Origin of the sequence: Lentzea sp. NPDC006480, from assembly GCF_040611995.1 — a bacterium.
Lineage (GTDB): Bacteria > Actinomycetota > Actinomycetes > Mycobacteriales > Pseudonocardiaceae > Lentzea.
Window position 1 is genome coordinate 1 of record NZ_JBEXPJ010000027.1, and the last position, 12,105, is coordinate 12,105.

The following is a 12,105-nucleotide window of genomic DNA, read 5'->3' on the forward strand; positions in this document are numbered from 1 at the left end:
CGCCGTCGACATGCCGCCGTCGAGCACCACCACTTTGCGCGCCAAGGCATCCGCGGGAGGACGCGGGGCCCCCGCGTGAACCTCACAAACACGAAAGGGTTACCCCGCTAGCCGGTCCAGGGCGTTGCGGACGTGGCCCTTGGTGTCCTCCAGGGCGGCGGCCGCACGTTCGGTCGGTTCGCCCGAGAGCAGGTGCACCAGCGCCACCTTGAGGTCGCCGTCCGCGTCCGCCAACGCCTGCGCGCAGTCGTTCTCGGGCAGACCGGTGGCCTCGTGCAGGATCCGGATCGTCCGCCCGCGCAGCTTCGCGTTCGTCGCCCGCATGCTGACCATCAGGTTCGAGTAGGTGCGGCCGAGCTTGATCATCACCGCGGTGGAGAACGAGGTCAGGACCAGTTTCTGGGCCGACCCCGCCTTCATCCGCGTCGATCCGGCGATGGCCTCCGGGCCGGTGTCCAGCGCCACGAGCACGTCCGGAGTGATCGGCACCGAGGCGTTGTTCGACACCAGCACGGTGTGCGCGCCAAGCGCTTGCGCCTCTTGCAGCGCACCGATCACGAACGGCGTGCGCCCGGACGCCGTTACGCCCACGACCAGGTCTTTCTGCGTGGCGTGCCGACGGATCTGAGCCGCGCCGGAGCTGTCCTCGACCTCCTCGACCGCACGGACGAGGGCCTCGGAGCCGCCCGCGTGGTGGGCGACGAACCAGTCGGCCGGAATGTTGAACGTGGGCACCAGCTCGGCGGCGTCCAGTGTCGCGAGCCGCCCGGACGTGCCCGCGCCGACGTAGTGCACGCGGCCGCCGGACATGATCGCGGTGACGCCGAGGTCGACCGCGCGAGCGAGCTCCGGCAGTGCCGCGGCGACGGCGGACGGAACCGTGCGGTCCTCGTCGTTGATCATCCGCAGCACGTCGATCGTGGGGACCCGGTCGATGTCGGTCGTGCGGGGGTTCCGTTGCTCCGTCGGAGATTCCACGCGCACCACCACACCGTTCCGGGGGGAGATCATTTAGTCGTCTCCCGCGGCCGTCGGCGGCCGTCTGGTCTCGCACCGAGCCGGTGGCCGGACACCGCTTCGTAGGTCGCCTCCAGCGCCGTCTTCGCCGAGTCGACGTGGTGCTGGGCGACGCCGATGAACAGGCAGTCGATCACGGTGAGCTGCGCGATGCGGCTGGCCATCGCGCCGGAGCGGAACGTGGTCTCGCGCGCGGCCGTGGTCAGCACGTGGTCGGCGACCTCGGTGATCGGGCTGCGCGGGAAGTTCGTGAGAGCGACGGTCGTGGCGCCGGTCTCGCGGGCGACGCGCAGGGCCTCGACGGTCTCCACGGTCGAGCCGGTGTGCGAGATGCCGACGGCGACGTCCGCGCCGGTGAGCACGGCGGCGGAGGTCAGCGCGATGTGCGTGTCGTTCCACGCGAAGCAGGTCAGGCCGATGCGGTGCAGCTTCTGCTGCAGGTCGAACGCGACGAAAGCGCTGGCGCCGAAGCCGTAGACATCAACGCGACGAGCGCCCGCGACCGCCTGGACGACCTTGTCGAGCGACTCGATGTCGAGCTGCTCCGCGGTCTCCTCGACGGCGCGGGCGTCGGCGAACGCGACCTTGCCGACGACCTGCTTGAGGTCGTCGCCCGGCCCGATGTCGCCACCCATGTCGTGGTTGGCCCTGGCCTGGCTGCGAGCCGTGTCGGCGGCGAGCGCGATGCGCAGCTCCGGGTACCCGCCGACGCCGATGGCCTTGCAGAACCGCGTCACCGTGGTCTCACTCGTGCCTGCCTGCTCGGCGACCTCGGTGATGCTGCGGTGCGCGACAGTTCCCGGGTTCTCCAGGACCACCTTCGCGACGCGCTGCTCGGCGCGCGCGAGACCCGGCAGCAACGACCGGATCTTCACCAGTGGACTGGACTCGGCACTGCTCTCAGTGGACACGTGGGAAACTTACTAACCGCCACTGCGAGGGTCAACGGAGTGTGCCCGAAAGTCACCCTCTCGGCGTTAGGGCCGCACGTCGGGCTTGGTGCGGGTCGACACGGCGATCCGGTTCCACGAGTTGATGGTGAAGATGAGCGAGATCAGCTGGGCCAGCTCCTCGTCGTCGAAGTGCTTCGCAGCGCGCTCGTAAACCTCGTCGCTGACGAACTCGTGGCTGCTCAGGACGGTGACGGCCTCGGTGAGGCGCAGCGCGGCCTGCTCCTTCTCGGTGTAGACGTCGCCGGCCTCCTCCCACGCGCTGAGGAGGTAGATGCGGGCTTCGGACTCGCCACCTTTGCGCGCGTCGACCGTGTGCATGTTCAGGCAGTAGGCGCAGTGGTTCAGCTGGGAGGCCCGGATCCTGACCAGCTCGGCCAGGTGGGGGTCGATGCCCTCGCCGGCGACGGCATCCAGAGCGATCATGGCGCGGTAGACCTTCGGGGCCTTCTTGGCGAGGTCGATGCGGTTCGTCATACAGCAAACTTATGGCGCACATTGGCCCTGAGCGTGGTGCAATTCAGTCGTGGAATCGTGGGCCAATCTTGACTTCCACCTCGACCTGTCCGGTCCGGGTGGCCTGCGGCACCGGTTGACGGCGTCGCTGCGGGAGGCGGTCCGTTCGGCACGCCTGCCTCCCGGCACTCGGCTGCCCGCCTCGCGATCTCTGGCCGCTGACCTGGGGATCGCGCGGAACACCGTGGCCGAGGCGTACGCGGAGCTCGTCGCGGAAGGGTGGCTGACCGCGCGGCAGGGTTCGGGAACCGTGGTGGCGCAACGGGTCGCGCCGCCGCCTCCGAAGATGCGGCGGATCATCGACTCGGCAGTGCAGTTCGATCTCACCGAGAGCGCGCCGGACGTCACCGAGTTCCCGCGCACCGAGTGGGTCCGGTCGACGCGGCGGGCGTTGATGGCGGCGCCGGCGGAGGCGTTCGGGCCAGGGGACCCGCAGGGCCGGATCGAACTGCGGACCGCGCTGGCCGAGTACCTGGCGCGGGCACGGGGTGTGCGGGCCGATCCCGAGCGGATCGTGGTGTGCTCGGGATTCGCCGATGCCATCCGGATGTTCAACCGGATCTTGAAGCCGCCGGTCGTGGTCGAGGAGTACGGGCTGCGGTTCCACCAGGCGTTGTGGACGGCGACGCAGCCGCTGCCGGTGGACGAGCACGGTGCGAACACCGAACAGCTGCCCGATGATCGGCGTGCTGTCGTGTTGACGCCAGCGCACCAGTTCCCGTTGGGAGGGCCTCTGCACCCACGGCGACGTGCGGCGGCGGTGGAGTGGGCACGGCGCGTTGACGGTCTTGTGCTGGAGGACGACTACGACGGGGAGTTCCGCTATGACCGGCAGCCGGTCGGGGCGGTGCAGGGGCTGGACCCGGAGCACGTCGCCTATCTGGGCACGTCGAGCAAGGCGTTGTCGCCGGCGTTGCGGATCGCGTGGATGGTGCTGCCGGACCGGTACGTCGACCGCGTGCTGGCGTTGAAGACCGACCGCGAGCAGTACATCTCCATGCTGGATCAGCTGACGTTGGCCGACTTCCTGGAGTCGGGCGGGTACGACAGCCACGTGCGGCGGATGCGGTTGAAGTACCAACGGCGGCGCGACCGGCTCGTGGAGGCTGTGTCGCCGTACGTGGAGGTGTCCGGCATCGCGGCAGGGATGCACGCGGTGCTGGACACCCCACACGAAGAGGCCATCGTGCGTGCGGCGCTTGAGCGTGGGATCGAGGTCAGCCCTCTCTCGTGGTTCCGGCACGAGTTGAGCGACGACGACCGCACCGGGGTCGTGATCAGCTTCGGGCCGCCCGCGTTTCCACGGGCTCTTCCGCTGTTCACCGAGGTCCTAGCGGCGTGCTGCTGACCAGCCTTCCGCGGTGACCTCGCCGCGAGCGTGGACGTAGACGCCACGGCCGTTGTACTGACCGGCCTTGGTGTAGACGAACCTGGATTTGACGGGTTCCGTTGGCAGCCAACGGCGTTCGGTCGTCGTGATGGTCGTCGCGTCCTGCCAGTCCGTGCCGTTCCAGTGCTGGACGGTCAGTTTGTCGCCCTTGTCGACGTCCACGAAGACCTCGACCGGGCGTTCTGCGGTGAGCGTGCCGCCGTTCGTCGTTGCGCGCCATTGCTTTCCGTGTGACTGGACCGCGAGTGCGTTGGCGAGGCCGTCGGCGACGGCCCGGCGGGCGGGATTGATGCTGCCCCAGTCGCGGGACGGGTGCACGCGGTTGGTCAGCAGGATCGCGATCGACCGGGAGGCCTTGTCGATCACGAACGACGTGCCGGTGTAGCCGGTGTGGCCCGCAGTGCCAGGACTGCTCAGCGCGCCCATGTACCAGCGCTGGTTGAGCTCGAAGCCGAGGCCGTGGTCGTTGTCCGGGAACTGCTGGTTGAAGTTCGTCAGCATCAGCTCGACGCTGTGCTCGGTGAGGATGCGACGGCCGTTGTAGGTGCCGCCGTTGAGGATCGTCTGGCCGAGGATCGCGAGGTCCTTGGCGGTGCCGAAGACGCCCGCGTGGCCGGCGACTCCGCCGAGGGACCACGAGTTCTCGTCGTGCACCTCGCCGCGGACCATGCCGCGTGGTGGTGCGGTCTGGAACTCGGTGGCGGCCGTGCGGTCCCTGGCCTTCGGGTTGTAGCCGGTGTCCTTCATGTTGAGCGGCTTGGTGATGCCGTCTCGCACTGCTTCGTCGAGACGCTTCCCGCTGACCTTGTGGACCAGCTCGCCGAGCGTGATCAGGTTCAGGTCGGAGTAGACGTAGGTGGTGCCGGGCGTGGACTTCGGCTTCACGTCCATCACGGCTTTGATGCGGCTCGGGATGTCCGGGTACAGCTTCCACAGCGGGATGAACGGTTCGAGGCCGCTCGTGTGGGTGAGGAGCTGTTTGACGGTGATGTTCTCTTTGCCGTTGACGCCGAACTCGGGCAGGTAGGTGGCGACGCGCTCGTCGATCTTGACGCGGCCTTGTTCCACCTGCTGGATCACCGCGATCGAGGTGAAGAGCTTGGAGATCGAGGCGAAGTCGAAGATCGTGTCCTTCTGCATCGGGACGCGTTCTTCTTCTGGCAGCTGGGTTTGCTGGTCCTTGTAGAGCACCGCGTAGCCCGTGCGGTCGTGCGTGACGATCTTGCCGTCGTGCACGAGCATCGTGACCGCTCCGGCGAACAGCGGTTTGCCGTTGGCCTGGGGTTTCTGGAAGTCGCGGAGCTGGCGCAGGGCCGCGTTGATCGGCTCCGGGTCGAGGTTGGCCCAGTACGGGTTGGACTCGCGCAGGGTGGTCCAGGGGTGCGCGAAGCCGTCCTGTGGCTGGTCGAAGTGGCCGGGGATCAATGCCGTCACGACCGCGACGGCCAGTGCAGGGATGAGCATGGCGTCCTCACCGGTAGCGCAGGTAGGGCAGGCGGGTGCGGCGGAACTGCTGGAGCTCCTGGTGCCACGCACCGACGATCTCGTCCAGAGGCGCTTGGGCGTCGATCATCCTGCGCAGCCGGTCGGAGCCGCTGAGCTTGTCGATCCAGTTGTCCGGGCGCCACGCGAACACGCTGGGGTACAAGGATTTCGCGGTGATCAGCATGGCGACGGCCGAGGAGATGGCGTCGAACTCCGCTGCGTTGGTGACGTGCAGGGTGACACCGCCGCAGGTCTTGCCCTGGAACTTGTTGAACGTCGGCGCGAAGTAGGTCTCGCGGAACCGCACGCCGTTGAGGTCGAGCGCGTTGAGTTGTTCGGCCCACCGCCAGTCGATTCCTGGTGCGCCAACGGTTTCGAACGGGCGGGTGGTGCCGCGGCCTTCCGAGAGCACGGTGCCTTCGAACAGGCACGTGCCGGGGTAGACGAGCGCGGTGTCCTGGGTGGGCATGTTCGGGCTCGGCGGGACCCACGGGAGGCCGGTGTCGAGCTGGTTCCTGCGCCAGTTCCGGATGTTGACCACTTCGAGTTTCGTGGTCAGGTCGAACTCACCCTTGAAGAAGCGGGCCAGTTCGCCGACGGTCATGCCGTGTTGCTGGACGATCGGTTTCAGGCCGACTCCGGTGGCGTACGCGGGGTCGAGCTGCGGGCCGTTCGCGTTGCCGCCGATGGGATTCGGGCGGTCCAGGACGATGAAGTCGAGGTCCGGGGCGGCTTGCATCGCCGTGTACATCGACCAGATGTAGGTGTAGAAGCGCGCGCCGACGTCCGCGATGTCGAAGACGACAGTGTCGATGCCCGCTTTCGTGAACATCGCTTGGAGTTTCGTGGCGTTGGCGCCGTACGCGTCGTACACCGGGATGCCGGTGCGCGGGTCGGCGTAGTCGCCCTCGGAGCCGCCGGCTTGTGCCGTGCCGCGGAAGCCGTGTTCCGGACCGAAGACGGCTGTCGGTTTGGCGTCGTGGGCGACCATCGAGTCGACGATGTGGGTCTGGTCCCTCAGGATGCCCGTCGGGTTCGTGAGCACGCCGACCTTGCGGCCCTTGAGCTTGCGCCAGCGGTCTGCGGCGAGTTGCTCGGCTCCGGTGGAGAGCCTCGGGGTCGCGTTGGCGGTGGTGGTGCTGACGAGGGGGACGGACAGGGCGCTTGCCGCGAGGAAGCTCCGCCTTCTCACCAGGTCACTCCGTGTCCGAACGGGTAGGGGTTCGGGCCTGGCACGTCGACCGGGAGCTTGCCCTGCGGCTTGGCCTCGCCGAGCAGGATCCTGGCCAGTGCCTCCATGGAGACGGTCGTGGTCGAGTAGGTGGCGAGCCACGTCTTGGCGTTGCTGTAGGCGACGTCGTACGGGTTGCCGGTGGCGGCCGCGATGACCGGTTTGCCCGTGGCGACCAGCTGGTTGAGCAGGTCGAGCTGGGCGGGCCGGGTGCTGAGGTTGTTGGTCAGCACGACGATCTTGTCCGCGTTGGCCGCTGCGGCGAGTGCCTGCTGGATCTGGGCGGGTGTGGGGCTGGTCGCGGTGACGACCTTGGTGCCCTTGATCCTCGTCGCGAGAGCCGACGTGGTGGCGTCGCTGGTGCCGACGACCAGGGGAGCGGCGGCGTTGAGCGGGATGGCCTGCGCGTCGTTGCGGACGGCGGTGATGGTGCGGTCGGCGATTTTCTGCGCGGCTTGGGTGTTGGAGCCGACGATCTGGTCGACCTTGTCGACGTCGACCTCGTTGTTGAGCATGACCCCGCGCAGGAGCTTCATCTTGAGGATGCGCAGCACGCTCTCGTCGATGCGCTGCTCGGGGATCTCGCCGCTGCGGACGGCCTTGACGACGCTGTCGATCGCGAGGCCGAGGTTCGGCGGCATCAGCAGCTGGTCGACGCCCGCCTTGATGGCGAGGACCGGGATCTCCGCGTCGTTGGGGTGCAGCTTGCGGACGCCGGCCATCTCCAGCGAGTCGGTGATGACCACGCCGTCGTACTTCAGCTCTTCGCGCAGCAGGCCGGTGATGACCTTCTTGGAGAGCGTGGCCGGTTCGCCGGACGGGTCGATCTGCGGCACCTGGATGTGCGCGGTCATGATCGAGTCGATCTTGGCGTCGATGGCGGCTTTGAACGGCGGCGCGTCGATCTGGCGCCACTGGTCGAGGGTGCGGTTCGAGACCGGCAGGCTGGTGTGGCTGTCCTCGGAGGTGTCGCCGTGGCCGGGGAAGTGCTTGGCCGTGGACGTCACCGAGTCCGAGTCGAACCAGCGGTGGCCCTCGTAGCCGGTGACCTGGGCCTTCAGCATGTCGGCCGCGAGCTTCGGGTCGCTCGAGAAGCTGCGCACGCCGATGATCGGGTTGGCCGGGTTGGAGTTGACGTCGGCGTCCGGGGCGAAGTTCTGGTTGATGCCCATCGCGCGGAGCTCTTGGGCGGTGATGCGGGCGGCTTCTTCGGCGTCCGCGGTGTTTCTCCCCGCGCCGAGGGCCATGTTGCCCGGCAGCTGGGTGGCCGGCGGGCCGATCCGCGTGACGAGACCCATCTCCTGGTCGGTCGAGATGAGCAACGGGATGCGGCTGGCCTTCTGCAGGCCGTTGGAGAGCTGCGCGATCTGCTTCGGGGTGTCGATGTTGTCGCGGCTCGAGTTGTTGAAGTAGATGACGCCGCCGGGCTGGTACTTGCGCACCATCTCCGCGGCCGTCGCCACTCCGAAGTCGGTCTGGTTCTTGGGGTGCGGGACGTCGGCGGCCTGGCCGTTGACGTACGTGACGAAGAGCTGGCCGACCTTCTGTTCCAGCGACATCCCGCGCAGAGTGGTCACGCTGGCGTCCGCTCTCGCCACCGGCGTGAGGGCGACCATGGCTGTGACCAGCGTCAACGCGGCGAACTTCCGCACTTGTCCGTGCCTCCCGGTGATGTTCCCACAGGTAACTGGCGTATTTCGCAAGTTACTCACGGCTGCGTGGTGGGTCAACGGGCGCACATTCTGCCGTTCGGTGGCAATTTTTGACCGAACAAGCAGACGGGGCACCCTCGAAAGGGTGCCCCGTCTTCAGCGCGGGCTTGCGAGTTACCAAGCGTGCAACTCTAGTCGTACAACCCTGGCCTCGGCGTCCGGCGTCCCGGTACGCAGGCCCTAGACGACAAGCCTCCCGCGGCGTGCTGCGCGTGGGTACTCGAAGTCCGCGCACGGAGCCCTGCCGGGGTGGAGTCTGGCTTCTCTTCGCCAGGTCCCTGGCCGACCCGAGTTCCGCACCACCCATTTAAGTGCGTGCGCCCGGTCACAGCAAGGGCTCGGACGGGTGCACCGTTCAAGCCACGTTCAGTAGTGAAAGTACTGCGGTTTCAGCGTTTGTGAGGTTTTGTACATGTTCGGGTACCGCTGACAGGGCGTGGTCGTGCACTCACGCGGACACCACGTGTGCACGGCGTTGCCGCTACTCGCCAGTACCGGTCTCTATCGCTTCGTCTTGGTTGTTCGGGCTTGACTTCAGTCGCGGTTGCGCTTGCGTCGCAGGCCGTACCAGGCGGCTCCGGCGGCGGCGACCGCGCCGAGGCTGATGGCCGTGACCGCGACGGCCTTGCCCGACGGGGTGGGGATGCGGGAGCGCAGGCTCACCGGGTCGGAGAACTGCAGCACCGGCCAGCCGTTCTGCGCGGCGGTGCGGCGCAGGCCCCGGTCCGGGTTGATGACCGTCGGGTGGCCGACGACCTCGAGCATCGGCAGATCCGTGACGCTGTCCGAATATGCATAGCTCTGGGCGAGGTCGTAACCGTGCTCGGCGGCGAGCTGCTTGATGGCGACGGCCTTGTTGTCGGCCGCGCAGTAGAAGTCGACATCGCCGGTGTAGCGGCCGTCGTGGACCACCATCTTGGTTCCGACGCTGTAGTCCGCACCGATCATCTGGGCAATGGGGGCGACCAGTTCTTCTCCGGACGCACTCACGATGACGACGTCGTGTCCCTCGGCCTTGTGATCGGCGATCAACTGTGTCGCTTCTTTGTAGACAAGTGGATCGACGATGTCGTGCAGCGTCTCGTTGACGATGCTGCGGATCTGCTCGACGTCCCAGCCGGCGGCCAATGCGGTGATGTGCGCGCGCATGCGGTCCATCTGGTCCGCATCCGCACCGGCGAGCATGAACACGAACTGGGCGTATGCGCTCTTCAGCACCGCGCGGCGGTTGATCAGCCCCTCCTGGAAGAAGGGACGGCTGAACGCCAGCGTGCTCGACTTCGCGATCACGGTCTTGTCGAGGTCGAAGAAGGCGGCGATCCGACTCATGTAGCTCAGCTTAGGTGTACTCGTCAGTAGGCCGTTCGGGCGGCATTTCGTTCGTGTACGAAACCGTTGTGCGACACGGTTACCGAAACTTGGCGCGCAGCTGTTGCCGAAGTTGCGCGCGGCACTGGCGCATGGGGATACAGTAGGAGAGTCCGGTTCGACGGACGGGTTCAGTCCGACCCCCCGGGACTGAACCATTGACGACCCCCGTCCCTCCCCCCTGGCGGGGGTCGTCCCATATCCGGGCCCCGATTCTCGGTCGGTGCGACTGGACCTCTGCTCTTCTTCGTCCGGGTTTTCGTGCCCAACCCTTCAGGTTCGCACACAGGTCCGACACTTCCTGCCGTTGCAGGGCTTCAAGATCGCGACTTGTCCACAGCCCGCGATTTGTCCACATCTGGATCTTCGCCCGTTGTGTCGTTCATCACGACCCAGCAGCGTGGACCCCATGACCCACCCCATCGCCCTGCTCACGGACCAGGACCTCCTCGACGAGGTCCTCCGCATGGCCGCCGCCGCGGACTGCTCGGTCTCCTGCGCCCCCGACGTCACCTCGCTGCGCTCGCAATGGCACAGCGCGCCTCTGGTCCTGCTCGATCCGTCAGCCGTCTCCGCCTGCCTGGACGCGAACTTCCCGCGCCGCTCCGGCGTGCTGGTGGTCCACGGAGGCGATCCGCCCTGGGCTCCGGCGGTGGCTCTGGGCGCAGACGGCGTCCTGGAGCTACCTCTCGACGGCCGCCTGCTGGTGAGCGCTCTCACCGACGTCGACGAGGGCCCGCCGTCCGACCGCGGCCGAGTGGTGTCGTTCGTCGGCGGCCGAGGCGGTTCCGGCGCCTCGATCCTGGCCATCGCCGCCGGCCGCGAAGCGGTGGCCGCGGGCGGCGAGGCGATGCTCGTCGACTGCGACCCGCTGGGCGGCGGCATAGACCTGGCCCTGGGCACCGAGTCCGACGAGGGCGCCCGCTGGCCGGGCGTCCACTGCAGCGGCGGCCGAGTCCCGATGTCGGCCCTGCGAGCAGCGCTCCCCGTCACGGGCAGCCTGAGCGTCCTGGCCTGCGACCGAACGGGTCCAGACCCAGAACCCGCCGCCGTGGCCGCCGTCCTCGACGCGGGCCGCCGCTCGGGCTGCACCGTCGTCTGCGACCTCCCACGCCACCCCACCGCCGCCGCCTCAGCCGCCCTCGACCGCACCGACCTCACAGTCCTGGTCGTACCGGCCGAGGTCCGCGCAACCGCAGCCGCCAGCCGAGTGGCCACCCGCCTGCTCACCCAGGGCCGCAACATCCGCCTGGTGGTCCGCGGCCCGTCCCCTGGCAACCTCCAAGCGGCCGAGATGGCCGACGTCATCGGCGTCCCCCTGCTCACCCAGATGCGTCCGGAACCAGGCCTGGCCGAGTCGCTGGAGCGCGGCAGCTTCCCCCGCAATCCCAAGGGCCCCTTGGCAACCGCAGCCCGCCTGGTGCTGAAGCAGCTGCGCCCATGACGCCGCCCAACCCCCTGCGCCGCACCGTGATCCGCACCGACCCCAAGTCCTCGCCAGCCGCACCACAACAGCGCCGCTCTACTCGCGCCTGCCCAAGCTGCAGCCACCCCGAAACCGCCTCCCCGCCAACGGACCCGCAGCCGTGATCCGCCTTCTGTTCGGCATCTGCTGGCGGATGGTGCGCAACCTCTTCGTCTACGGCCGCCCCATCCCGCCTCGCTTCGTGTTCAAGGAGGAACCGCCGGAATGAGCCGCTTCCTGGCCTGGTGCCACGAGACAGGATCACCTGGGTCGAGGTCTACGACGGCCGTGGTGGCGCCGGTCGGGTGCCGCGCCTGCTCCGCTCGCTCATGGACCCCAGCGCCGACGTGCGGCTCGACGCGCTCAGCTCGTTGGCAGAGCGCCTGTTGACCGACGACACGGTCTCCGAGGCCTCGTTCTGCGCCGTGCCGTACCTCGTCGAGGTGGGAGCGTCGTACAAGGTCGCCGGCGACGTGCGCGACCGGGCGATCTTCCTGCTGGCCGCGATGGCGTTGGCGGGCAAGGGCTTCACCGAGGACGGTCGCCGCACGCACCGCCGCTGGAACGCGCTCGGCCGCGAACTCCCCCGCACGGCACCCGATTGGCTGACGCAGACCCGGCACGCGGTCGCTCAAGGTGCGCCGAAGATCTTCGAAGCGCTGGCGTCCGAACGGGTGGCGTGCCTCGTGGCGCTCGCCTGCGCGGTGCCGGAGAAGCTGCCCGCGTTCGTCATGGGACTGATGCAGGACATGGCCGAGCTGCCCAACGAGGAAATGCTCGCCGACGCGGCCGAGATCGCCGTGGCGCTGATGAAGCGGTCGCCCGAGTTACTCGGGGTGGACCTGCCCCGGCCGAAGGTGCTCGGCGAAGGGCTGGTGCGGCCCGCGCACCAGCCACGTGAGGTCGCCGCGGCGTTGATGGGCTACCGGTTCGCCCTCATCTCCGCGTACGGCGATGAGGGCGCCTGGTGA

At 68.2% G+C, this 12,105-nt stretch carries 10 protein-coding genes; 3 read left to right on the forward strand and 7 right to left on the reverse strand.

Going from position 1 to position 12,105, the window contains the following annotated elements; translation table 11 throughout:
- Positions 1-99: 99 nt before the first annotated feature.
- The 3 genes from ABZX92_RS13690 to ABZX92_RS13700 form a co-directional block, all read right to left on the reverse strand.
- Positions 100-1,011 carry an N-acetylmuramic acid 6-phosphate etherase gene (locus tag ABZX92_RS13690; RefSeq protein WP_355557930.1) on the reverse strand — a complete coding sequence of 304 codons (912 nt, stop codon included), beginning with the start codon at positions 1,009-1,011 and terminating at the stop codon, positions 100-102.
- The gene (locus tag ABZX92_RS13695; protein ID WP_355557932.1) at positions 1,008-1,928 is read right to left on the reverse strand and encodes a MurR/RpiR family transcriptional regulator; all 921 of its coding nucleotides are present in this window, start codon (positions 1,926-1,928) and stop codon (positions 1,008-1,010) included. Before ABZX92_RS13695 ends, ABZX92_RS13690 begins: the two co-directional genes overlap by 4 nt.
- Before the next feature lie 66 nt (positions 1,929-1,994).
- Positions 1,995-2,444, reverse strand: a complete 450-nt coding sequence (locus ABZX92_RS13700; RefSeq protein WP_355557935.1) for a carboxymuconolactone decarboxylase family protein — start codon at positions 2,442-2,444, stop codon at positions 1,995-1,997.
- Positions 2,445-2,493: 49 nt separating this feature from the next.
- On the opposite strand from ABZX92_RS13700, the gene ABZX92_RS13705 reads away from it, so the two are divergent.
- Positions 2,494-3,831, forward strand: a complete 1,338-nt coding sequence (locus tag ABZX92_RS13705; RefSeq protein WP_355557938.1) for a PLP-dependent aminotransferase family protein — start codon at positions 2,494-2,496, stop codon at positions 3,829-3,831.
- Here the strand turns inward: ABZX92_RS13705 and ABZX92_RS13710 are convergent.
- The 4 genes from ABZX92_RS13710 to ABZX92_RS13725 form a co-directional block, all read right to left on the reverse strand.
- Positions 3,814-5,337, reverse strand: coding sequence for a serine hydrolase domain-containing protein (locus tag ABZX92_RS13710; protein ID WP_355557941.1), 1,524 nt, complete (start codon positions 5,335-5,337; stop codon positions 3,814-3,816). The two genes, ABZX92_RS13705 and ABZX92_RS13710, sit on opposite strands and share 18 nt — an antisense overlap.
- Positions 5,338-5,344: 7 nt before the next feature.
- Positions 5,345-6,550 (reverse strand): DUF1343 domain-containing protein, encoded by a 1,206-nt coding sequence (locus ABZX92_RS13715; protein ID WP_355557944.1) that lies wholly within the window; start codon positions 6,548-6,550, stop codon positions 5,345-5,347.
- A complete protein-coding gene (locus ABZX92_RS13720; RefSeq protein ID WP_355558100.1) occupies positions 6,547-8,205 on the reverse strand; it encodes a glycoside hydrolase family 3 N-terminal domain-containing protein in 1,659 nt (552 codons plus the stop codon). Before ABZX92_RS13720 ends, ABZX92_RS13715 begins: the two co-directional genes overlap by 4 nt.
- A 630-nt stretch (positions 8,206-8,835) precedes the next feature.
- Positions 8,836-9,630: an HAD-IB family hydrolase gene (locus ABZX92_RS13725; RefSeq protein ID WP_355557947.1), complete on the reverse strand. Its 795-nt coding sequence runs from the start codon at positions 9,628-9,630 to the stop codon at positions 8,836-8,838.
- A 448-nt stretch (positions 9,631-10,078) separates the two neighbouring features.
- Between ABZX92_RS13725 and ssd the strand changes: the two genes are divergently transcribed.
- A complete protein-coding gene (gene ssd / locus ABZX92_RS13730; protein WP_355557949.1) occupies positions 10,079-11,113 on the forward strand; it encodes a septum site-determining protein Ssd in 1,035 nt (344 codons plus the stop codon).
- A gap of 266 nt (positions 11,114-11,379) precedes the next feature.
- On the forward strand, positions 11,380-12,105 hold the full coding sequence (locus ABZX92_RS13735) for a hypothetical protein (protein ID WP_355557952.1): 726 nt from the start codon (positions 11,380-11,382) through the stop codon (positions 12,103-12,105).